Origin of the sequence: Shewanella schlegeliana, from assembly GCF_016765635.1 — a bacterium.
Lineage (GTDB): Bacteria > Pseudomonadota > Gammaproteobacteria > Enterobacterales > Shewanellaceae > Shewanella > Shewanella schlegeliana.
Genome location: NZ_JAESVD010000009.1, coordinates 216,769 through 239,978 on the forward strand (window position 1 = coordinate 216,769; position 23,210 = coordinate 239,978).

The 23,210-nt window shown below is 46.3% G+C and carries 22 protein-coding genes and 1 rRNA gene; 12 read left to right on the forward strand and 11 right to left on the reverse strand.

What is annotated here, in order from left to right:
- Positions 1 to 72: 72 nt before the first annotated feature.
- Together JMA39_RS16105 and JMA39_RS16110 are read right to left on the reverse strand one after the other, a co-directional pair.
- Entirely contained in the window at positions 73 to 1,296 is a 1,224-nt protein-coding gene (locus tag JMA39_RS16105) for an HlyD family secretion protein (protein ID WP_202722877.1), read from the reverse strand.
- The gene (locus JMA39_RS16110) at positions 1,289 to 1,636 is read right to left on the reverse strand and encodes an MFS transporter (RefSeq protein WP_202722878.1); all 348 of its coding nucleotides are present in this window, start codon (positions 1,634 to 1,636) and stop codon (positions 1,289 to 1,291) included. Before JMA39_RS16110 ends, JMA39_RS16105 begins: the two co-directional genes overlap by 8 nt.
- Positions 1,637 to 1,773: 137 nt before the next feature.
- On the opposite strand from JMA39_RS16110, the gene JMA39_RS16115 reads away from it, so the two are divergent.
- A complete protein-coding gene (locus JMA39_RS16115) occupies positions 1,774 to 2,805 on the forward strand; it encodes an AraC family transcriptional regulator (protein ID WP_202722879.1) in 1,032 nt (343 codons plus the stop codon).
- A gap of 65 nt (positions 2,806 to 2,870) precedes the next feature.
- Here JMA39_RS16115 and mtr read toward each other — a convergent pair whose 3' ends face one another.
- The 7 genes from mtr to JMA39_RS16150 all read right to left on the reverse strand — a co-directional run bounded on the left by mtr (position 2,871) and on the right by JMA39_RS16150 (position 12,239).
- Positions 2,871 to 4,127: a tryptophan permease gene (gene mtr / locus JMA39_RS16120; protein WP_202722880.1), complete on the reverse strand. Its 1,257-nt coding sequence runs from the start codon at positions 4,125 to 4,127 to the stop codon at positions 2,871 to 2,873.
- A complete protein-coding gene (gene plsB, locus JMA39_RS16125) occupies positions 4,127 to 6,550 on the reverse strand; it encodes a glycerol-3-phosphate 1-O-acyltransferase PlsB (protein ID WP_202722881.1) in 2,424 nt (807 codons plus the stop codon). Before plsB ends, mtr begins: the two co-directional genes overlap by 1 nt.
- 304 nt (positions 6,551 to 6,854) lie before the next feature.
- A complete protein-coding gene (locus tag JMA39_RS16130; RefSeq protein ID WP_202722882.1) occupies positions 6,855 to 8,156 on the reverse strand; it encodes a hypothetical protein in 1,302 nt (433 codons plus the stop codon).
- 9 nt (positions 8,157 to 8,165) lie between these two features.
- Positions 8,166 to 8,849, reverse strand: coding sequence for an ABC transporter ATP-binding protein (locus JMA39_RS16135; protein WP_202722883.1), 684 nt, complete (start codon positions 8,847 to 8,849; stop codon positions 8,166 to 8,168).
- Positions 8,850 to 8,882: 33 nt separating this feature from the next.
- Positions 8,883 to 10,118, reverse strand: coding sequence for an ABC transporter permease (locus JMA39_RS16140; protein WP_202722884.1), 1,236 nt, complete (start codon positions 10,116 to 10,118; stop codon positions 8,883 to 8,885).
- Between the two features lies 1 nt (position 10,119).
- Positions 10,120 to 11,349, reverse strand: coding sequence for an ABC transporter permease (locus JMA39_RS16145; RefSeq protein ID WP_202722885.1), 1,230 nt, complete (start codon positions 11,347 to 11,349; stop codon positions 10,120 to 10,122).
- A complete protein-coding gene (locus JMA39_RS16150; RefSeq protein ID WP_202722886.1) occupies positions 11,349 to 12,239 on the reverse strand; it encodes an outer membrane lipoprotein-sorting protein in 891 nt (296 codons plus the stop codon). The genes JMA39_RS16145 and JMA39_RS16150 overlap by 1 nt, the downstream gene beginning before the upstream one ends.
- A gap of 231 nt (positions 12,240 to 12,470) precedes the next feature.
- Here JMA39_RS16150 and lexA point away from each other — a divergent pair, with 231 nt between their 5' ends.
- The 6 genes from lexA (at position 12,471) to JMA39_RS16180 (ending at position 18,734) form a co-directional block, all read left to right on the forward strand.
- The gene (gene lexA, locus JMA39_RS16155; protein WP_202722887.1) at positions 12,471 to 13,091 is read left to right on the forward strand and encodes a transcriptional repressor LexA; all 621 of its coding nucleotides are present in this window, start codon (positions 12,471 to 12,473) and stop codon (positions 13,089 to 13,091) included.
- Complete coding sequence (locus JMA39_RS16160; RefSeq protein WP_202722888.1) at positions 13,088 to 13,612, forward strand: cell division inhibitor SulA; 525 nt, start codon at positions 13,088 to 13,090, stop codon at positions 13,610 to 13,612. Before lexA ends, JMA39_RS16160 begins: the two co-directional genes overlap by 4 nt.
- A 468-nt stretch (positions 13,613 to 14,080) precedes the next feature.
- Positions 14,081 to 15,655, forward strand: coding sequence for a cytochrome c oxidase subunit II (gene coxB / locus JMA39_RS16165; protein WP_202722889.1), 1,575 nt, complete (start codon positions 14,081 to 14,083; stop codon positions 15,653 to 15,655).
- Positions 15,656 to 15,664: 9 nt separating this feature from the next.
- Positions 15,665 to 17,269, forward strand: a complete 1,605-nt coding sequence (gene ctaD / locus JMA39_RS16170) for a cytochrome c oxidase subunit I (protein WP_202722890.1) — start codon at positions 15,665 to 15,667, stop codon at positions 17,267 to 17,269.
- Positions 17,270 to 17,271: 2 nt separating this feature from the next.
- Positions 17,272 to 17,856 (forward strand): cytochrome c oxidase assembly protein, encoded by a 585-nt coding sequence (locus tag JMA39_RS16175; RefSeq protein ID WP_202722891.1) that lies wholly within the window; start codon positions 17,272 to 17,274, stop codon positions 17,854 to 17,856.
- Positions 17,853 to 18,734: a cytochrome c oxidase subunit 3 gene (locus JMA39_RS16180; protein ID WP_202722892.1), complete on the forward strand. Its 882-nt coding sequence runs from the start codon at positions 17,853 to 17,855 to the stop codon at positions 18,732 to 18,734. The genes JMA39_RS16175 and JMA39_RS16180 overlap by 4 nt, the downstream gene beginning before the upstream one ends.
- Positions 18,735 to 18,768: 34 nt before the next feature.
- On the opposite strand, the gene JMA39_RS16185 is transcribed toward JMA39_RS16180, so the two are convergent.
- Positions 18,769 to 18,987 (reverse strand): DUF2909 family protein, encoded by a 219-nt coding sequence (locus tag JMA39_RS16185; protein ID WP_202722893.1) that lies wholly within the window; start codon positions 18,985 to 18,987, stop codon positions 18,769 to 18,771.
- Here JMA39_RS16185 and JMA39_RS16190 point away from each other — a divergent pair.
- The 5 genes from JMA39_RS16190 (at position 18,986) to JMA39_RS16210 (ending at position 23,028) form a co-directional block, all read left to right on the forward strand.
- Entirely contained in the window at positions 18,986 to 19,726 is a 741-nt protein-coding gene (locus JMA39_RS16190; protein WP_202722894.1) for an SURF1 family protein, read from the forward strand. The two genes, JMA39_RS16185 and JMA39_RS16190, sit on opposite strands and share 2 nt — an antisense overlap.
- Positions 19,727 to 19,918: 192 nt before the next feature.
- Positions 19,919 to 20,464, forward strand: a complete 546-nt coding sequence (locus JMA39_RS16195) for a hypothetical protein (RefSeq protein ID WP_202722895.1) — start codon at positions 19,919 to 19,921, stop codon at positions 20,462 to 20,464.
- 15 nt (positions 20,465 to 20,479) lie between these two features.
- Positions 20,480 to 21,463 (forward strand): COX15/CtaA family protein, encoded by a 984-nt coding sequence (locus tag JMA39_RS16200; RefSeq protein WP_202722906.1) that lies wholly within the window; start codon positions 20,480 to 20,482, stop codon positions 21,461 to 21,463.
- Positions 21,464 to 21,476: 13 nt separating this feature from the next.
- Entirely contained in the window at positions 21,477 to 22,382 is a 906-nt protein-coding gene (gene cyoE / locus JMA39_RS16205; RefSeq protein ID WP_202722896.1) for a heme o synthase, read from the forward strand.
- Between the two features lie 16 nt (positions 22,383 to 22,398).
- Positions 22,399 to 23,028 carry an SCO family protein gene (locus JMA39_RS16210; protein ID WP_202722897.1) on the forward strand — a complete coding sequence of 210 codons (630 nt, stop codon included), beginning with the start codon at positions 22,399 to 22,401 and terminating at the stop codon, positions 23,026 to 23,028.
- A 58-nt stretch (positions 23,029 to 23,086) separates the two neighbouring features.
- On the opposite strand, the gene rrf is transcribed toward JMA39_RS16210, so the two are convergent.
- Positions 23,087 to 23,202 (reverse strand): 5S ribosomal RNA (gene rrf / locus JMA39_RS16215).
- Between the last annotated feature and the right edge of the window lie 8 nt (positions 23,203 to 23,210).

Below are 23,210 nucleotides of genomic sequence, written 5' to 3' on the forward strand. Positions count from 1 at the left end.
ACAAACTGAGCTGTAGACTAGATGAAGATGACCCCAAGTTTTTAAGCTTGGGGTTATCTTTATTGAGCTAGATTAGATGGAATAGAAGTAGTAGATTTGCGACTTCATTCTTATCACGATGCCGCGGATCACATCTAAGAAAGCTAGAAACTCTATCGGCTTAGTACCAGATATCCATGCAAGACCCACAGAACCAACAGGAATATCGTAATCACCGGTTTCGGTCAGTTTTAGCCTGACAAAATGGTGCTTATTATTGAGGTTTTGCCCAGTAGTTTGCCTAACATTGTCATCTAAAGCCACCAAGCGCCCTTGCGCCTCACCTGTCGCTTCAACGATACCTTCGACTTCGGCACTAAACACCTTTCCGGGGTAAACCGCAGAGGCAAACTCGGCCATCTGACCCACCTTAACATTGCGAATGGCCTGATGATTCACCCGCATCAATACGTACTTTTCATTGGTGTACATCTGCATACGTGGTGCCACTCCAACATACTGACCTTCACGCATGATGAAGTTGGTCACGTAGCCATCGGTTGGCGCATAGATCTTAGTGTTATCTAGATTCCACTGAGCCTGTGCCACATTCTCATGTTCGCTATTGAGATCCGATTGACGACTCTCTACCGCAAGACGGGATTTCTCGATATTTAGCAGCGCCGTATGCTCTGCCATCTCAGCCTTCTCTATTTGAGTCGAGTAGGTTTGCTGCTGCGCCTTAGCGAGATCCACTGCCGTTTGCTGCTCATCTAACTGGCTCTTGGTGATAGTGTCTGGTACCACACGATTCTGCTCAATAAAGCGCGCCAGTGTCTTCTGTTTCCAAGCCAAATCTTTCGATGCTGCATCGAGCTGATTCTTAGTAATACTGACATCGGCTAGAGCGACTTCATGCTGCTTAAGCGCAAGCTTTACATCTTCATTTGCCAGCGACAGACTCACTTTTGCAGTTTCCTGCGCCACCAATGCCTTATTTAGCGCAATTTGATAAGGCTCGGCATCGAGGTCATAAATTAGCTGGTCAGCCTCAACCTTCTCATTAGGCTGAACATAGATATTCTCAACTTTACCGCGGATCTGAGAGTTTGCCGGACGCAGCTGAATATGGGGTGATTGCACTACGGAGCCGCCAGAGAGATCCATCGGGGTATAATTAAGCAGACCCACCCAGACAAACATCAACCAGCCCGTACCACCTAAGTAGGCAAACGCTTTACTATAGGTATTCCAAGGCATACCTACTAGGCGAAGTAGATAAATAAACAGTGCCCATACCGCTAAGCCTTCAAGCATTGGTTTGCTCCTCTTTTACTGCCGAATCATTCGTTGTCGCTTGCGGCTCTTGCTCTCGCCATACATCTCTGATCCTGCGCAGCGCTTTCTCTCCATCGACAAAGGCAACGATTACCGCAATAACCCATACCCAATGCCAAATAAAACCTATCCAGGTAAGTGCGGTGATAAGGCCTATCTGGTGATGCTGCTCTTTATGCGCCTTATTGATTGGTAACTCATGGATCTTCCAAAATCCAAATGCCGCCGCAGCAACCGTCGCCACCATCACCACGGCAGCAACACCATGCAGGGCCGTATCAACGCCTGTATCTACAAATGGCATACTGAACAAGCTCATAGGAATAAACCTCAAAAAAGTGTTTTGGCTGCGTAGTTTGCCTTTTCTTTTCATCACCACAAGACGAGCCACACTTATGTATCAATTACCACCAATTTATGATTCAATTAGGTCGCCACAAGCTTAGGATATTCACCATGTTGCTCAACACAGCTTTTATTCGCTCTTGCTATGTCGCTCCTGTATTGGAGGGGGTTGAAGCTCATTATGGCGTGACGGCTAATGACTTAAGCATCCCGAAGTTGCTGCTTCAAGATAGGATGACACTGATCCCTTTTACAGAAGTGTCGAAGTGGTTCGAACAGATTGAAGAGCTAACTGGTGATACGGACTTTATGGTGAAGATCCAGAGCTACCTGACCCTAGCAAAACTAGAGGTTCCTAGTAATTGGTTCTTAAGCGCTCCCGACCTAGCAATGTCTTTTAGGCGCATCAACCATGGGATCTGCAGCTTTCAGTCTGGCGCGAGTTACTACGCTCAACAATCAGGGAAGATCTTAAAGTGGTGCTACAACAACGCTTTCGTTAAGGGAAAGGCACGCTCTCACGACTCATTAAGAGTGGCCTTTACCCTATTTAACGCCATTAAAAATTATGCAGGCAACGACTACTGTCCGCGCAAAGTACAACTGAGTGGCCCCCCGATTCAGCAAAAAGAAACGGAAGCACTATTTGGCTGCCCTGTATCTTGGAATGCACCGCAAACTGAATTATGGCTAGGCATAGATAGCCTGTTGATGTTCACTGACGATTACACCTATATCCCAGAGCCTCTCACCACATCAATACCATTGTCTCAGCTAGAGAAGTACCTAAATATGCCGCAACCAACAGATCAACCTAAGGTTCTGTATGAGATGGTGAATTATTCTCGCTATTACGGCTTACCTAGCGTCGATGCGGTGGCAGCCCTGTTTGGAGTTTCACGGCAACAGTTGCAAAGACGATTACAGAAACTGGGGTTCACCTTTACCTATTTGTCTGGGTATATTCTGTGTAATCAAGCGATTAAATATATGCTGGAGGGAATGAGTATAGCTGAAATTGCGACGCGCTTAGGTTATGCCAACTCCCACAGTTTTAGTCGCTCATTCAGCCGTTTTCGTAGGCAAACACCAACCCAGTATCTGAATAAGCTTAAGCTAGAAAGTAAACAAACCAGCTTCTAAATTTGTGCTAGAAAGCAAAAAGCCTCTTTAAAAAGAGGCTTTTTTGATTGGCTCACAGTTAACGGCTAACCGTATAGCGGTAGCATATCCGCCATCGCCAACAAGTGGCATGCAGCAGTAATAACGCCAAACAAGATCACTATGGCGATCACTACGTTACCGCCAGGCACTTTATAACTAGTGCTATCTGGATACATAACCCTGACCTTATAAGCCATCATCGCTGGTACAATTGCCGCCCAAATAGTGGCAGCCAATGCCGCAAAGCCGATAGCAATGAGGAAGCCATTTGGAAATAGCAGACCGAGCAAGGTAGGCGGTAAGAAGGTCACCGCTGCAGTCTTTAGTCGGCCAGTGCGTGACTCATCGAATCCAAATAGATCCGCCAGATAATCAAACAGACCTAAGGTCACCCCCAAGAAAGACGAGGCTACGGCTAAGTTAGCAAACAAAGTTAGCATGGTCGTTAGCCAATCACTGGTTATCACGCCAGACAGAGCGTTCACTAGTACGCCCATGTTACCGCCCTGCTCTATGATGCCAATAAAACCAGTTCTTGAGATATTACCCATGGTCGCAACAAGCCAGCAGATATAGATAACCAGCGCTATCCCGGTACCAATCACTATAGCTTTGATAATGGTGCGGTGATCTTTACCGTAATATTTAACTAAGCTAGGCACGTTACCATGATAGCCAAAGCTCACTAGACCAAAGGGCAGTGCAGCCAGCATATAGGGCAGATACTTGTTTTCCCCATCTGGGCTAAACAGCTTCACCGACTCAACATCGAGTAATAGGTTACCCACTGCGAGGAAGAAGGTAATGATCATACCGCCCAGCATTACAGTGGTAATTCTATCAACTGCCTTGGTACTGATTATGACTATCGTCGCCAATACACCAGCGAACACCAATCCGGCAACGCTCTGCGGTAAATTAATCCCTAGCCCTTCAAGGCTATGATTAACGATAGAGCCACCGCCACTGATATAGGCATAGGTCAAAATATACAGAACAAACGCAATAGACAGGCCATTAACGATACGCCAGAACTGGCCTAAAGTAGCCTTAGTCAGTGTATCGAAGCTCGCTCCAGGCTCGAAGTGCAAGTTAGTTTCAAGCAGCATTAGACCCGATACCAACATACAAAACCACACACCAGCCATCATCACTAGCGAGTAACCGAACCACATCCCAGCGCCTACAACAGGTAAAGAAAACATACCTGCGCCGACAGCCGTACCCGCGATAATCATGGCGCCACCTAACAGCGACTTACCTGCAGCCTTGTTTTTGGCTGCATTCATATGATTTGCCATTAAGCCTTCTGCTCCGCATGCACACTATCTACAATAGTTTGTCTCACGGACGAGCGTAATAGTAGATTCGCTCTCTCTTTTATACGTTTGATATCACTACACCCTGGGTTATCGGCTAGGTAACCTAGCTCTTTCAATTTAACACTCAGCGTAGCGTATAGCTTCTTGTCATAGAACTCTGGTGCAGTAATACCGTGAAGTGCACCCAATCTTTGCGCCAAACGGTGGCTGTCTTTCTCGAGTTCAGAACGTTCAATCTCAGGCTTCATTTCCAGTAGATTAAACAAGATGGCGTAGCGCTGCATGGTTTCACCAATCGTGCCCGAAAGGAGCAGCAGTTGGTTTACTTTGCTTTCAACCACTTCAAAGCTACCATTTTCAATCACTAGCCCCTGTGCCACAAGAATATCGAGGATCTGATTACTGTATAGGCTCGGATCTTGGATCCCCATAAACAGCTCAGCCTCAAGCAGCGGGTAGAAATCGTTAACGAAACTAATCACATCGTCACGATTGCAGTTTTCTTTGCGTAATAAACATGCCGCGATTAACGATGGTACAACCATCAAGTGAATAATATTATTACGATAGTAAGTCATAGTGATCGCAATGCTTTGATCAATTGAGATAATATCGCCTAGTGGATCACTTTCAATCTGCAGCTTCTTAAGCTCTAAGCCTTGAGAAACTAAATCATGGCCACTGCCTTCTGGTACCGAGGTATATTCGGTATATGGCAGCTCTTTTAATAGAGTGAGATAGAGATCTAACTGCTTCTCTAACTGGGTACGCTCCAGCGCATTTTGCTCTGAAGCCAGCAACACCATACTGGTTAAGGTCACCGAGCTCACTGCCGCAGCATCGTTGATGTTGGTCATCACACGATTAGCAAGTGTATTAACCACAGGTGTTAACCAAGTCGGCTTCTGCTCAGGTTCTTTGGCTAACTCTTCACGCCAATCTGGTGCCTGCTCGTTAAGGAAGCTATGCAGGGTGATAGGCTTACCAAAGTTAACGTAGCCTTGACCAAAATTACCTAACTTGCGAATAGCACCAAAGACTTGCCAAACAGACTCTTTCTTTTTCTTCTTACCACTCAACTCTTTATGGTAAGTCGCCACTTCCATAACATGGTCATAGCCAAGATAAACCGGAACCAGCGTCACCGGGCGCTCAACGCCACGCAGCACGCTGTTCAGGGTCATCGCCAACATACCCGTTTTGGGCGCAAGCAAACGCCCCGTACGCGAACGACCACCTTCAGTGAAGTACTCTACCGAATAGCCTTTGGTGAATAACTGATCTAAATACTCGCGGAACACGGCGGTATATAGCTTATTGCCACCGAAGCTACGACGGATAAAGAAAGCGCCACCACGACGGAACGCTGGACCCGCAGGCCAGAAGTTCAGGTTAATCCCGGCTGCAATATGCGGGGGCACCATGCCTTGATAATAGAGAATATATGACAGTAACAGGTAGTCCATGTGACTACGGTGACACGGCACATAAACGATCTCATGACCATCATGATGTAGCTGTCTGATCTGCTCGGCACCTTTAATATTGATGCCTTTATAGAGCTTGTTCCAAAGCCAAGTTAAGAAACGCTCGGCGATACGCACTAAGCTGTCCGAGTAGTCTGCTGCGATCTCGTCTAGATACTCCATCGCCTTAGCGCGAGCTTCCTCTTCGGAGATCTTCTTGCTTGCCGCTTCCTCTTTAATTGCTTTGGTAATCGATTCAGATTTAAGTAAAGCGTGGAATAGCGCCTGACGCTTAGGCAGTTGTGGCCCTGTCATCACTTTACGTTGGCGCTCAAAATGCACTCTTGCAACGCGAGCAAGTTTCTGTGCAATGCGCTTGTCAGTGCCGTGTTCATCGGCCATGTAGCGCAATGAAACCGCGTTTGAAAACTGCACGAAGTTATGACGCCCCAAGAACAGAATCATCAGGCACTTGCGTAACCAAGTTGGGTTTTGGCGCTCAAGTACCGCGGCGCGCATGGTGTCATCTTCTTTACCCGGAGTACGACCCCAGTACAAGCTGACAGGCACCAGCTGAATATCTAATTCGCGGTTTTGCTTATGTACGCTAAGTAGTCTTTTGAAGCAATCTACGTACTGCTCACCGCCTTCTCGCTGGCCAAAAAGTGGCTTACCGCCCTCTAAGCAAACGACTCGCGGCGCCTTGATGCCATTAACCTCTAGCTCCTCATATGGGCTAGGCAGGCCAAGCTTTGCTGTCATTTCGCTAAGCGCAGCAATATCACTGACCGACTCAGTCTTCATCACATAAGCTAACGGCTTGCTTGGATCAAGATTGAGATCATCAAAGGGATCGTGAGGCACAACGATAGTGTGAACTAATTTACGCTGGAGCCAGCGTAAAGATTTAAACCAAAGAGAGTCTTGTTTGGACATGATTTATATGCAATGTTAGTCGCTTCTAATAAGGCGCTAGAATACCAGATATTGAAACAGTTTGCGCTACTCTCTTAACTCACTCGATAATCACAGCAGTATATTTATAGAACAAAGACTTAGTTAGATTAACTGAAAAAATCTGTTACGGACCAAGGATTAAATCGCGTTAATTGCCGCTTAATTAAATCAAGGTTTCTAAGCCAATAACCTCAAACTTAACTTAGAGTTAGCTAAGCATCACCGTGAGTGAACTCCTCAGTCGAAAGCGTAATCCTAGCAAGAAATATGGATTTATTGCTGCTCAAAAGTACCAAGCAAGTTGTGCATATAGTGATAATTCAAAACTAATGTACTGACCGTCACCAACCTTTAACCCACCATATTCGGTTCCATCGGCTCCAATTGGCACGGTAAGCGCCGTAGTTAAGCGAAGATCATCACTCAAACTATTCTGGCTAAGTAGCTGATACAGTGCCGAAGTATCCGAAGCATTATAAAAAAGGTTCTGCGATACCGACCAAAGTGGCGTCATCTCGATATAAAGACTACCAGTAAGATAGTGCCGCGCTAAGTTATACAGCTCACCGCGCTCTATCTTGGCCACCAGCTCAGGATGCTGTAACAAGGACTCGGGACTATAATCACCATCACTAATACCTAGGCCATTGTAGAAGTACTCAAGGGTTCCGGTCATATTCTTCTCAAAACCAATCCAAGAATAGCTCCAGTTACTAACCAGAGAGAGGTAATCTTGCTCTCCCCAAGTCGCGACCAGATCCGTTGCCCAAATAGCCCCACCGATACTGATGATGCTAGAGACACCTGCGACAGTATCGTCATAATGCTCGGCCAGCAAGAGGTCGTACTCATGTACGAAATCGATGAAGCCATGGTATTTAAGCGCTAGAGTGGCGACATCTGCAGTGACATCGGAATCACCATTTCGGCGGATAACATAGGCCGCCTGCAAGTCACTGCCATCTTGCAGTAGATGCTGCCCATACACCATGTCATCGCCAGTTTTATACTCCTTGTCGAGCGAGGCGGGGTCGAAAGGGTTGACGAAATCCATCGGATTAAAAAACAAACCATTGCCCCAAGTAATGGCTTGCCGACCAAGCTTGATGACATTGTTATCCGTCTGGTAGCTGATGATAGCTCTATCTAAACGCTGAAGCATCACAAAGTCTCTATGCTCTGAAATGGGATGGGTCAGATTAAATAGCCGCTGCTCATCATTTATCACTGAGCCTAAGCCAAGATACTCCTCAGCCAATGGCATCGCTTGAAAGCGATGTTTACCATAGCCTGCCAGCAGTTGGTAGTCGACCTCGGCTAACCAGCCTGATTGCCAACGCCCCCCTAAGTGATAACGAAGCTGCGCGGTTTGATTGAGTTGATGCTGGCCATAACGTGTTTGATAAACACTAGAATCTGAAAATGTATAGCCGTCATATTCATACTTTAAATGGCCGTGATGCTCTATTTCGGCAGCCACTAGAGTAAAGGGAAAACAGCAGAGTCTAAAAAGATAGACCAAGCAATGACTCTTATGTCTTAACGAAAGTTTATCGACTCGCTTACTGCAACCCGCTTTGGCCATGGTTCAGTCTCAACTCCTTGTGTCGGTAACGATTTTACCATCAACCATATAGATATGACGGCGACAGTAGTCAAACACCTGCGCATCATGGGTGGCAATTAAAAATGTGATGCCATGCTGACGATTAAGTTGGGTAAACAGCTCCAATAACTGTGCCGATGTCTTGCTATCCAAGTTTGCGGTCGGTTCATCGGCTAAGATCAACACAGGTTTCGATACAATAGCTCGAGCAACGGCTACCCGCTGCTGTTGACCGCCGGAAAGCTGTGCAGGTCTTCTCGACTCAAGCCCGGTTAATCCCACCTCAGCCAAGATCTCCTGACAGCGCTTTTGCCGCTCTGTTGCAGCAACGCCTTGTAACTGCATAACAAACTCGATGTTTTCCCGTACGGTTAAAACCGGAATAAGGTTATAGGCCTGAAAAACAAAGCCTATTCGCTGCAAACGAACATCAGCGCGCTGTGACTTTGTCAGTCCGGTAATTTCAACATCCCCCACATAAACAGTGCCGCTATCGGGTTCATCTAGACCGCCAATCGCATTAAGCAAGGTGGTTTTTCCAGAGCCCGATGGGCCTGATAACACCGTCATCTCCCCTTGCTTAATCGTTAATGAAACATGATTTAAACCATAGATTGTCTGATCACCCTGCTGGAATGTTTTGACCAGTCCCTTACAAACTATGTTGCTCATTGATTACCTTCTTATCTCTTGTGTTTAACTAACCTATGCTGCGGTATTAATCGACTCAATGGGGTTAGAACGTGCCGCCTTAATCGCTGGCCATAGACTAGTAATAATTCCCAGCACCATAACGATAATATTCGCCGCGATAACATCTTGACTGTAGATCACTGGATATAGCGTGGTATCCATGCCAGCCATTGCCAGTCCATCGGCGATAGAGGAAAGATCGACTCCAGCTGACAAAGCGTTAGCGGTGAGCAGTGCCAAAACATCGCCGAAAATCAATCCGGTAATCAGTAGCAGAACAGCCTCTATCACAATCATTAAGATAACCGCCTTAGACTGTAATCCCAGCGCCAAAATTAAACCTATCTCCTGCTGACGCTCAAATATCGACATCAATAAGGTGTTGGCTAAGCCAAAACCGAGCACACAAAAGACGATAACGATAAAAATAATAATGTAGCTATTCATCAAGTCAGATATGGCCGCAAGATAACCATTGAGTTCACGCCAAGTCGCAACGTCATAGCTATCATCGATAGCTCCTTCAAGACTCGAAACCACCAGCTCTAATGGCTGGTTAGCATCGGTAAACAGCGCAATCTCGGTCACCTTTCCCTGCATATTAAGCAGCTTTTGAATAAAGCCCTTACCCGCATAGATGGTCGCTAACTCCTCCTGCTCCGTCGGTTTGTGATAGATCCCAACCACACGAGCTCCCGACTCGGCAATCTCATTATCGACATCCTGCAAGGTAATCACGACTCGCTTATTGAGCTCAGTCTTAAGACGCGTTGCCATTTTCTGGCCAATGACGATACCGTTATCCTCACCATCCTTGAGCATTCGCCCCGCCACCAGCTCAAGCTCACTGACGGTAAAAGGCTCTTGCTGCGGCGCTATAGCAATTAACTGAGAACCGAGTGTCACACGCTCACTGGCGAGCATCACCGGAGAGCGTACCCTAGAGGCCCACTGGGTGATCCATGATTGATTAAGTTGCTGCAACAAAGCGTCTGTAGGCTCTGGAATATGATTCATGACATTCTGATCATTGAGAAAATCACGCTGATGAAGCTGGATCTCTCCCGGCAGATTATTTAGTGAAGTCTGATTCATGCCATCGACCATGCCACGTAGAAATGCCGAAACCACTATCATGGACCAAACCCCAAAGCTGACCGCTAACAGCAGAATTAAAGTACGCCTACCGTTGCGCCAAAGGTTACGCCATGCCAAAACAAATAGAACAGGGTTAAAAAAGTGTCCCATATTACTTACTCTGCATCGCACTAATTGGCTCAAGGCCTAAGGTTTTAAATGCTGGGTAGATAGACACCAGCACCGAACCTATGCAGACCACCACAGGCCCAATCAGTACAGAAAGTGGCGATAACAATGGATATATTCGATCGCCGATCCCAAATTGCGCCCCAATATCCCCCATACCCGGTAGCGCAATACCAACTAGACTAAAGTAACCCGCCACAACGCCCCCCAACAGAGCACCGAGCAACATACCTATGATGCCCATCATGAGGGTTTCGATTAACACCTGTGTAAATAGCCGACTCGGTTTCGAACCAATTGCCAGCATGATGCCAAACTCTTTGGTGCGCTCTAGCACGGCCATCAGCTGGGTATTCATCACCCCTAAAATCACCAATAACACCAACACCGCATACATGATGACGGCACTGGATAGATCCGCTTCGATCCCCTGCTTAATCCCGGGGTTAAGCTGCTGCCAATCATGTACAGTTAACTTAGGCTCTGTTTGCATAAGGGCTTGCAGTTGTCGCTGGTAAAAACTCACTTGTGACATAGAGGGCGCGTTGATACTGACTAGAGAGACTTGATTGGGCATCTCAAAGAGTCGCTGAAACGTCGCCATGGAGATTTGCGATACCGTACGATCCAGCTCATTAATTCCGGTACTGAAGATCCCAACCACCGATAACACACCAGCGGCGAATCCCCCCTCCATGGTTGAGCCCATTACAGTGAGCTCATCACCGACCGTGACCTGTAAATTTTTAGCAAGACGCTCCCCTAGAACGACTTGGTTATTATCACCAGCTTCTAAGTAGTGACCGTAAATGATCTGCTGCGGAATGATCGAAGCCAGACGTTCCTTATCAGGAGCGACGCCATTGACCAGCATACCAACGCTTCGCTGCGCACTGGCGGCTAACAAAAAGCCACTACTACGGGGGATCACATCGAGCTCAGGAAACTCTTGCTCTATCCTTGCGATTAAATGGCTGCTATCGAGAATGCGTTTGCGCAGTTCAGGTTCATCTAGATAGCCCTGCTGATTAATCTGCAATTGGCTGGAAAAGATCCGCAGAGTATTTTCGATCATCATCGGGTAGGTACCAGCTTGAAGAGTGATCATAAAAACCAGAAGGCTATTACAGAAAATCATCGCGCCAAGGGTTAGCCAAGTACGGCGCTTATGCTGCCAAAGGCTGCGCCACGCCAATAAAATTTGGCCACTCATCAGCGGGGATTTCTTAGGTTAGAGAGGGTAAACATATAGTCAGGCAGAGTGATATCGAAGCGTACGTTCTGATTGCGGATCTCGGTCCACTCTTCGGCCTTCTCAACCTGAGACATACGGCAACGCATGGCAACGCTTCGATGACCAACAGACTCGATATCACCGCACTCCATGGCTTTTACTAGCTTGTCATCTTGATCCCAGAACTCCTGACGCAACATCACCCAGTCATCCCTAAGCAAGGTGATCTGCTTACCCCACACCACAGGGGCTGACTCATGGGGAATAGACTCGATGGTGTATACCCTATACCCATCAAGCTCATCAGTGGCAATTAAACGATGTGAATAGTCCTCCAGCAGCTCGGTAGTACGACTGACATCTTTATTGGAAAAGTCACTGCCCATCCAGCTTTGATTCATCATCGAGGATGGGACTTTAATGACCCGATTAATTTTCGGTGAATAACTCCACATCTGCTTGTCATCGATAAGAAAGGCATTACCCGCATCGACCTTTGGCTCAGTAATCCTAACTAATGACTTCTTGTCTCCCTCGGTCCAGCCTTGCACCGTCATTGAGCGTTCCCAGCTAGGACGATGGATCACCATGGTCAACAGACTCGAAGAGGTTAGCCCTCGCCAATTATCCATCGCTTTTTGGATCATCTCATGAGCGGAGACTTGGTTAGATTCTTGGTCAACATCTTGAGCTGAGTCTTGAACGAGTTCTTGTGTAGAAAGCTGAGTAATGTTTTCTGTTGATTCAGCCTTATCTGAGGCGATAGTGGAAACCATCAGAGCTAGCGACAACATCAAAGCATTAGCCAGCCAGAGTAGAACCGACTTCAGACGATTTAAAGCAGAATCATTGCTAGCTAATCGACCCATAGCGCTGCTCTCGTAAAACGATTTGAGTTAATAATAGCCTAGTTTAAAAAATCTAAATTTTTATTGATCTTACATAAACATCAAGAGAGAAAATGATGAGTTCTCTCCTGCTGGATTTTTCAGTTTCAAACTAGAACCCACAACTCAAAAAACAATATAACTGGTTATTACTTGCACTCAAAAAATTACTGTATATACTGACAGGTACTGTATAGAAAGACAGGGTTAACAATGAGACCACTTACACCGCGCCAAGCAGAAATTTTAGAACTAATTAAACGTAATATTGCTGATACAGGTATGCCGCCAACCCGCGCCGAGATCGCAAGACGTTTGGGTTTTAAATCAGCCAACGCTGCCGAAGAGCATTTAAAAGCTTTAGCTAAAAAGGGCTGCATTGAAATTATGCCAGGCACGTCTCGTGGCATTAAGTTGACCCAAGAAGATACCGAAGACGCTGATTTAGGCTTACCGCTCATCGGCCAAGTCGCGGCAGGCGAGCCGATCTTAGCCCAAGAGCATGTTGAACAACACTATCAAGTCGATCCAGCCATGTTCAGACCTTCAGCAGACTTCCTGCTTAGAGTCCGTGGTGACAGTATGAAGAATATCGGTATTCTCGAAGGCGATCTGTTGGCGGTACATAAGATCCAGCAGGCTCGCAACGGCCAAATCGTAGTGGCTCGTGTCGAAGATGATGTCACAGTTAAGCGTTTTGAGAAGAAGGGTAATAAAGTTTTCCTTCATGCAGAAAACGAAGAGTATTCACCGATTGAAGTGGATCTAGCAAACCAAAGCCTAAGTATTGAAGGTTTAGCCGTTGGTGTGATCCGTAATGGAGACTGGCAATGAACAAACTATTAGGAGTTAGCCCGCGTCATCCGGGGCTTTGGCAAGACATACCGTCAACAAGCATGAGCGCAAGTTCAGGCAATGAGATCACCACTATGGTGACGCAAACTCAAGGCCGTGATGAACTAACACAGATCAGTGCTCAACTTTCACAGCTAAGCCAACAAGGCCGCTGGATTGTGCTCATCAGCCCTCCTAATATTGGTTACAAACAGATGCTAGCAGCAGCTGGAGTGAGAATGGACAGAATTTTATTGGTTCATGCTAAAGATGAAGTGGAAACACTTTGGGCGATGGAGAAAGCGTTAACCAGCGGTACCTCTAGCGCGGTGATCACTTGGACTAATTCATTAGATGCACGCGACACTCGACGTCTACAAATCGTTGCCAAAAGCGCACGAGCAGCCGGCATTATTATTGAAAGTGCTAATGAGAATGCGAGTAGTCACTTACCCGTTTGCACAATGAATATGCAGGATAGTGCTTTTGGTCAAGCCGCCCTGTTCGGTGCCGTTCACTAACGAAGCTGTCAGCCCACCTTTCTAATACATTATTTTTTTACTATTAAAGACATTTTACCTAAGGCTCTCAATCGAGAGCTTTTTTATTGCCTATAATAAGAAAATGAATCAAAAAGTGATCTTGATCAATATTTAAACACCAAGTAGTGTAAGAACTGATAACAACGATATTTTGTTATATCCGAGCGATTTAGTCGTTGGTCTGGCTCCACGGATTAAAGTCCAACTGGAAGCTTAGACTAAGATCGGCCTGATATATTTCAGCCGTAAGTGCCAACGTGGTAACACCAAGAGTGAGAAACACTGAAATACAATAGCCATAATCGAGATAACATTTATCACGACTCGATTGGCAAGCCACTCGCGCACTTTGAAGTCATCGTTGCTTTTTTGGGAACTGAAGAGTTTACATAGAGCAGAGACATACTGTGTGACTCTTCTTTGTCTTGTCGACAGAGGAGAAGTCTAGTGAAGCAATTGTTGTATAGTGTGCTGGCGTTGCTATTTACCCCTGCACTTTTTGCATCAGAAATGCCACTCAATATGACAGAGGGTGTAACGGAGATCAGTGGTCGGGTTTATAGCCTACATATGGTTATCCTTTATATCTGCTGCGTGATTGGCATCGTTGTTTTTGGCGTAATGTTCTATGCCATGATCAATCACCGTAAATCTAAAGGCGCTGTAGCTGCCAATTTTCATGAAAGTACTAAAGTCGAGATCCTCTGGACTCTAGTCCCTTTTATCATCCTAATCGTCATGGCCATTCCAGCAACTAAAACGTTAATTGCGATGGAAGACCCAAGTAACGCCGACCTAACCGTCAAGGTTACTGGCTCCCAGTGGAAATGGCATTACAGCTATTTCGATCAAGATGTCGAGTTCTTCAGTTTACTATCCACCCCACAAGATCAGATAGATGGCGATGCCACCAAGGGCGAGCATTACCTGCTTGAGGTAGATAAGCCGTTAGTGTTACCCATCAACCGTAAGGTCCGTTTCTTGATGACGTCCGAAGATGTTATTCACTCTTGGTGGGTCCCCGCTTTCGCCATCAAAAAAGATGCTAACCCAGGTTTTATCAATGAAGCTTGGACTCGTATCGACAAACCCGGCACCTATCGAGGCCAATGCGCCGAGCTATGTGGTAAAGATCATGGCTTTATGCCGATTGTTGTAGAAGCACTATCGGAAGAGGACTTCGATGCTTGGCTCATCGCCCAGCAACAAGAGGCAAGCAATGCTGAAGCGGCGGCGAAGGCTGCGCTATCACAAACCTTAACCATGGAAGAGTTGATGGCTAAGGGGGAGCAAGTCTACCTTGCCCGCTGCGCCGCCTGTCACCAGCCCAATGGTGCAGGCCTAGCAGGGGTCTTCCCTTCCCTCATTGGCAGCCCGATTATCAAGGGACCAGCTCAGCTTCATATCGATATTGTGTTGAATGGTAAATCTGGCACTGCCATGCAGGCGTTTTCAAAGCAGTTAACAGCAACTGAAATTGCTGCGGTAGTGACCTATGAACGTAACGCTTGGGGCAATAATTCCGGTGATACGGTTCAAGCCGCCGACGTAAGCTCAGATACAACTACACCAGCTACATCAGTAGGTTCAAGCGCTGCCATCCCATCGACTTTACCTGCAACCTTACCAGAGGTTAAACAAGATATAGCCTCAGAAACCCAAACTGATGACGAGGTAGCTAAAGAGCTTACAACGGGCTCTTTAAGTGATTTAGCCATGAACGAACTCATTACCATGGGTGAAAAAGTCTATATGGCTAACTGTGCGGCTTGCCATCAAGCGACGGGGATGGGCCTCCCTCCAGCTTTCCCATCATTAGTGGGCAGCCCTATCATCACGGGGCCTATAGCAGACCATCTTGATATTGTTATTAATGGCAAATCTGGTACGGCTATGCAGTCATTTAGCGCAGTGCTGACACCACAACAGATTGCTGCAGTGGTGACGTATGAACGTAATGCATGGGGTAATAACTCTGGTGATACGATTCAAGCTTCTGAAGTGGATGGTCACGGAAAGTAAGGGATTAACATGAGCACAATTACACAAGACTCACCAGCCGCTCACGACGATCACCATGATGACCAACATCATGGGGCGCCAAAAGGCGTTATGCGCTGGCTTTTAACCACTAACCATAAAGATATCGGTACTCTCTATCTGTGGTTCAGCTTCATCATGTTCCTCACGGGTGGCGCAATGGCCATGGTGATCCGTGCAGAACTGTTTCAGCCAGGATTACAGTTAGTAGAGCCTAACTTTTTTAATCAGATGACCACGGTTCACGGTTTGGTCATGGTATTTGGTGCGGTGATGCCCGCCTTTACCGGCTTGGCCAACTGGTTAATTCCCATGATGATAGGCGCGCCAGATATGGCGCTGCCTCGCATGAATAACTGGAGCTTCTGGATCCTACCATTTGCTTTTGCGATTTTACTGAGCTCACTGTTTATGGAAGGTGGTGGCCCCAATTTTGGCTGGACCTTCTACGCACCACTATCGACGACTTATAGCCCCGACAGTACTGCGCTATTTGTGTTTGCGGTACACATTATGGGGATAAGCTCCATCATGGGTGCCATCAATGTGATCGTGACCATCGTTAACATGCGGGCACCAGGCATGACCTGGATGAAATTGCCACTATTTGTATGGACCTGGTTAATCACCGCATTCCTACTGATTGCAGTTATGCCAGTGCTCGCAGGCACAGTGACTATGGTGCTGACCGATAAATACTTTGGTACTAGCTTTTTTGATGCCGCTGGTGGTGGCGACCCAGTGATGTTCCAGCATATTTTCTGGTTCTTCGGCCACCCCGAAGTTTACATCATGATCCTACCCTCTTTCGGTATCATCTCTGCGATTGTACCTGCCTTTAGTCGCAAACGGCTGTTTGGTTACTCCTCTATGGTGTATGCCACAGCCAGTATCGCAATCTTGTCATTCTTAGTTTGGGCGCATCACATGTTTACCACCGGTATGCCTGTATTTGCCGAGCTGTTTTTCATGTACTGCACCATGTTGATTGCGGTTCCGACCGGGGTAAAAGTATTTAACTGGGTCGCTACTATGTGGAGAGGCTCTATTACCTTCGAGACCCCCATGCTGTTCGCTATTGCCTTTATTATCCTGTTTACCATAGGCGGATTCTCTGGTCTCATGCTGGCTATCGCGCCTGTTGATTTCCAATATCACGATACCTACTTCGTAGTGGCCCATTTCCATTACGTTTTGGTTTCAGGAGCGGTCTTCTCCATCATGGCTGGCGTCTATTATTGGCTCCCAAAATGGACTGGCAACATGTATAGCGAAACCTTGGGACGCTGGCATTTCTGGTGCTCGGTGATTTCAGTCAACATTCTATTTTTCCCTATGCATTTCTTAGGGTTAGCAGGTATGCCAAGGCGAATTCCCGATTACGCCATCCAGTTTGCCGACGTCAATCAGATAGTATCGATTGGTGGTTTCGCTTTTGGACTTTCTCAGCTGATCTTTTTGGCTGTAGTGATTAAGTGCATTCGCGGTGGAGAAAAAGCCCCTGCGAAACCATGGGAAGGCTCTGAGGGACTAGAGTGGACGATTCCAAGTCCGGCCCCCTATCACTCATTCAGCACCCCGCCCGAGGTGAAATAAAGATGTCAAAGTTTAAGCGTAAATCCAATAGGCAACTGATCATAGTGCTAATTATTGGCGCTGTGGGCATGTTTGGCTTTGGTTTTGCGCTTGTTCCTTTATATGACGTGCTGTGCGATGCGCTCGGTATTAACGGTAAGACCCAAAGTACCGCTAGTGTTTACCAGTCTGTCGTAGTAGATGAAAGCAGAACCGTAACTATTGAGTTTATGTCACAAGTACAAAGCGATATGCCTTGGACATTTACGCCACAGGTCAACACTATGCAAGTGCATCCTGGTGAACTTATTCGTACACACTTCGTTGCCACGAATATATCTGGACAGCACATTATAGGACAAGCTATTCCGTCGGTCTCTCCTGGGCAGGGGGCAGCTTATTTTAATAAGACTGAGTGCTTCTGCTTCAATCAACAGGTGTTAAAGGCTAATGCTGCAGCCGAACTACCCCTCATCTTTTTTGTGGATCCACAATTACCGGAATCCATATCGACCTTGACCCTCTCTTATACCCTCTACAACATCACCGATAAAGGCTATGTCACAGATATTGCCAGCAATGCTGTAGAGCAAGGAGCCGAACAATGACAACAGAATCTAAACACGAAAATTACTATGTACCCGCACAGAGCGCCTGGCCGATTATTGGTGCAGTAGGTCTATTTCTAATTGCCTTTGGCGCTGGCAGCTATGTTTCTGAATTAAACAGCCAAGGTGGTTTTGGCGGATATATTTTGCTGGCAGGTATTGCGGTCATTATTTTTATGATTTTTGGCTGGTTTAGAACAGTTATCGCCGAATCAATGGCGGGACTCTACTCCAAACAGATGGATCGCTCATTTAGACAGGGAATGAGTTGGTTTATCTTCTCAGAAGTCATGTTTTTTGCCGCCTTTTTCGGTGCACTATTTTATGCCCGAATCATTGCAATACCTTGGCTTGGCGGCGCATCAAATAATGCCATGACCCATGAGGTGTTATGGCCAATGTTTGAAGCGGCTTGGCCTTTACTAACAACCCCTGATGGCAGTCTCACCCAAGCGATGGACTGGACAGGTTTACCGCTCTACAACACCTTAATCCTTCTAACCTCATCGATAACATTACATTTTGCTCACGTTGGATTAGAAAAAAATAAGCGCACCGCATTAACTGTTTGGCTAGCGATAACTATCTTACTTGGGGTGGCGTTCTTGTATCTGCAAGTTGAAGAGTATGTCCATGCCTACCAAGAGATGGGACTAACTTTAAATTCAGGTATTTACGGAAATACCTTTTTCTTATTAACCGGCTTTCACGGTATGCACGTCACCTTAGGAACCGTATTTCTTATGGTGCTGTTTATACGAGTACTAAAAGGGCACTTTACCCCAGACAAGCATTTTGCTTTTCAGGCCGGTAGTTGGTATTGGCACTTTGTTGATGTGGTCTGGCTCTGCCTATTTATTTTCGTGTATGTACTCTAACACCATTGTTTCAGTTGCTAAATTAAAACACTCACTAGTAGGGTCTAGAGTTAGGCGTAATTGCTCCAGTCCCCAGTGCCAGCAGTAGTAACAGTACAACCAGTACGGAGAAGATGACTCGGCGTCCTAGATATTGGCTCATCGGTACGCTGGCTTCTCCTTTAACCATAATCCATAGAGCCCGGCCCAAATTAAACAGTATGAATAGCACTAGCAGTACTAAGAGCAACTTAAAGATAAACAAAGCAGACATGGCGCATCCTCGCGTTAGATTAAATCTTGCTTGGTTATTTATTGTGCTTTCTACTGTGATAGTGTTTTCTATTTTGGTCAAGTTAGGCTTTTGGCAGCTAGAGCGAGCACAATACAAGGCTGATTTGCAGCAAGCACTCAGCCATAGACAATCAGCTGCGGCTCTTAGTTACTCTCGACTACTTGACCTTTCGAGGCTGCAAGCTATTAACGGCTTTAAACTGCAAGCCTCAGTGACCCCTATATCGCAAGATATTTTCCTGCTCGATAATCAAGTCTATCAAGGCAGAGTTGGTTACTTGGCTCTACAGGCGCTGAAGGTTAATGAGTCTAATCTCTGGTTGTTAGTCGAGTTGGGTTTTGTCCCAGCGAGCTTAGACCGTAATGAGCTGCCAAAGGTTGAGCCAATCATAACCCCATCCGAATTAGTAGGACGGGTATACCAAAAGCAGATCAACCCTATGAGCTCTGAACTAATGGCTGAAGCCAGTTGGCCTAAACGAATCCAAAATCTAAATATTTCGCAACTATCAGAGCTAATCGACCGACCATTAGCCAACTTTGTATTACAGCCAAATAGCATTAGCAATAGCGACTATCCGCATCCTTGGCAACCCATTCCCTTGTCGTCACAAAAACATCAAGGTTATGCCGTGCAATGGTTTTCGATGGCGGCCGTCTTCAGTTTAATCATGGGGTATCTCTTTTTTAAGAAGATAAAACAAAGAGATAACAACTAAATCATTAAGACTATTGCGAAGGCAGAACAGACGCTGTAGGTTAGAAATTAAGCGCCCTAGCCGTTAAGGGGACTTAACTATCATTGAATGAGATAAATTTTCATACATTGCTAACACCCAGATTTTACTTTTGTTTTCAGTAGAATCGACACATTTGATCATCAAGGTGAAGCAAGATTAAGAGGAGATAGAATGAACTCCCCCAAAAAGAACGGCAACAAAACACTTATCCTATTATTACTGGCCTTTATCCTACCTGTGGTCGCTGCCAAGCTTGTCCTCAGTTTCGACCTGTATAATGGTGGCGCAACTAATCAGGGGCAACTGCTGGCTACTGATGTTAGTTACCAAAGCCTTAAAATGGACAATCCCAAGCCCCACGAATGGCAGCTGGTTTATCTCCTACCCCGTCATTGCAATGCCGTTTGCCAAGACCGACTCTATATTTTACAGCAGAGTCATACTGCGCTGGGGCGTAATCAAAATCGAGTCCATACAATAGTGATGGTTGACGAACACAGCGACACATCGGCGCTAGCGGACTTTAACGTTATTACCGCTACGCCCTCACAGCAGCTCAGCCAAATGCTAGATCAGCAGCAACTTGTCATTATCGATCCACTCGGCAGCTTAGTAATGAGCTATCCAGTTGCGGAAGGTCATCAAGCGCAGATTATGCAGGGAAAAGCCTTAGTCTCCGACCTTCGAAAGCTTCTTAAGCTGTCGCGGATTGGCTAAGGAGACTTTTTGAATATACTGATTAAGTCGATACTAAAGATAACCTTAGTTTTTACCTTATGTGTAATTATGATGGGGGCTTACACTCGCCTATCTGATGCGGGTCTTGGTTGTCCAGACTGGCCTGGATGTTATGGCTTACTTAAAGTGCCCACTGCAGAGCACGAATTGAATCAAGTTAAGCAGGCCTTTCCTGAGCATATGGTGGAGACAGAGAAAGCCTGGCTTGAGATGATCCACCGCTATATTGCAGGCACCTTAGGCTTACTGGTTTTGCTAATTTTAGTGCTCAGCCTTAAAACTCGTGACGCCCCAAAGAAGTTACCCTTGTTTATCGCAGCGCTTATCATCTTTCAAGCGGCACTGGGCATGTGGACCGTCACTATGAAGCTGATGCCCATTATCGTCATGGCCCATTTGCTCGGTGGCTTCGCACTGTTCTCACTACTTTTACTACTCTATCTACGCAATAAACCATTGCGTATTCCAGGTGGCGACCTACCTGCGCGCAAACTCGCTGGCTTTGCCGCCATTTGTATTGGTGTGCTGCTACTGCAAATTATATTGGGTGGCTGGACCTCATCAAACTATGCGGCACTGGCTTGCACATCTTTGCCTTTTTGTGAGGGAAACTGGGTAGATAACTTAAACTTTGCTAAAGCCTTCTCCCCCTTCCAAGGGGATCACGCAAGCTTTGAGTTTGGGGTATTAGATTACCCCGCGAGAATGACCATCCATGTGGCGCATCGCGTGGGAGCTATCATCACTAGTATCATGTTGTTATATCTAGCTTTTAAACTCATTCGAACCGCAAAATCCAGCACGATACGCAATGCCGCTTGGCTGCTTGCCACACTAGTTGTCGTTCAAGTGATACTTGGGATCTCAAATGTTGTGCTGCACCTTCCCCTAAGTATCGCCGTATCCCATAACGCTGGTGCAGCCTTATTGTTACTGACCTTAGTGTTTATCAACTACGCCCTATGGCGCAAAGCATAGCGAGGTGTCACTTATGCCAAAACCCATCGCACTTTCAACCACAACCTCAACGGCACAGGTCCAATGGCGAGCCTATTATGAGATGACCAAACCTAAGGTCGTAGCACTAATGCTACTCACTGTATTGGTGGGTATGTGCTTGGCCGTTCCAGGTATCGTACCAGTGCAGCCCTTAATTGCAGGCATGGCAGGAATAGGCATGATGGCGGGATCTGCCGCCGCCTTTAATCATCTGATCGATCGCCGTATCGATGGCTTAATGGCACGAACCTATAACCGTCCATTACCTAAAGGACGGGTGTCGATTGCTAAAGCTGCTACATTTGCCTCTTTGCTCGGGACGCTGGGTTTTGCGATCCTCTACACCTTAGTCAATCCGCTCACCGCATGGCTTACGTTTGCTAGCTTAATTGGTTATGCCGTTATCTATACCGCCTACTTAAAACGAGCGACACCGCAAAATATCGTTGTTGGAGGCTTGGCCGGGGCTATGCCCCCTTTACTTGGCTGGACGGCTGTAACCGGAGAGTTCCATGGAAATGCATTGCTACTAGTGATCATCATCTTTGCTTGGACGCCTCCACATTTTTGGGCATTAGCTATTCATCGCAAAGCTGAATATGCCAAGGTCGATATCCCTATGTTACCCGTCACCCATGGCGTTGAATTCACAAAGACCTGTATCTTTCTCTACACAGTGCTACTCGCTATCGCTTGCTTGCTACCAGTCTTAGTTGGTATGTGTGGCCCCCTCTACCTCATTAGCTCTACACTGCTCAGCACAGGCTTTATCTATAAGGCCTGGCAGCTAAAATTCCATGAACAACAAGGTATGGCAATGAAATTATTTAAATTTTCCATCTATCACCTTATGCTGCTGTTTATTGCGCTGCTAGTCGATCATTACTTGTGGGCTTAACTGGGGAGAATTGATAATGAAACTCTCTTGGCTCATTGCAGCCGGTTTACTCATGGCTGCGGGCGTGTATGCAAGTTTTCAGCTCAATCAAAGCAAAGCGCTAGCTCTGCAAACCAGTTTTGAATATCCCGTTCCGCAGCCCTTAGCCCCCTTTACTTTGACCGATCAACAGGGTAATAGCTTTACCAATGCCGATCTTCAGGGGAAGTGGAGTCTATTTTTTATCGGATACACCTCCTGCCCCGATGTTTGTCCAACAACGATGGGAAAGCTCAGCTCCGCCTACCCAAAACTAAGTCAAGATACTGAACTACAAGTGGTTTTTATCTCTGTCGACCCTAAAAGAGATTCAAGGGAAATACTGGAAAGCTATATCCAGTTCTTTAATCCTGAGTTTATTGCACTAACCGGAGAGCATAGTCAGCTGTTTCCAGTGACTCGTAGTTTAGGCTTTGTTTACGCCATGATAGGAGACGATTCAGACTATCAAGTGGATCACAGCGCCTCATTCGCATTAATTTCCCCTAAAGGAGAGAAGATCGCCATTATCAAACCAAAATCAGATAGCCCAGGCAAATTACCACAAATAAAAAATAGTGACTTAGTCCATGACGTCAATGCCTTAATCACTAAACATTCCCGCTAAGAAGTTCCAAACGCAAAAAAGCCCGCTACATCGTAGCGGGCTTTTTCGTGTATTTGGCGCCTGGAAATGACCTACTCTCACATGGGGAGACCCCACACTACCATCGGCGATACTGTGTTTCACTTCTGAGTTCGGAATGGATTCAGGTGGGACCACAGCTCTATGGTTTCCAGACAAATTTG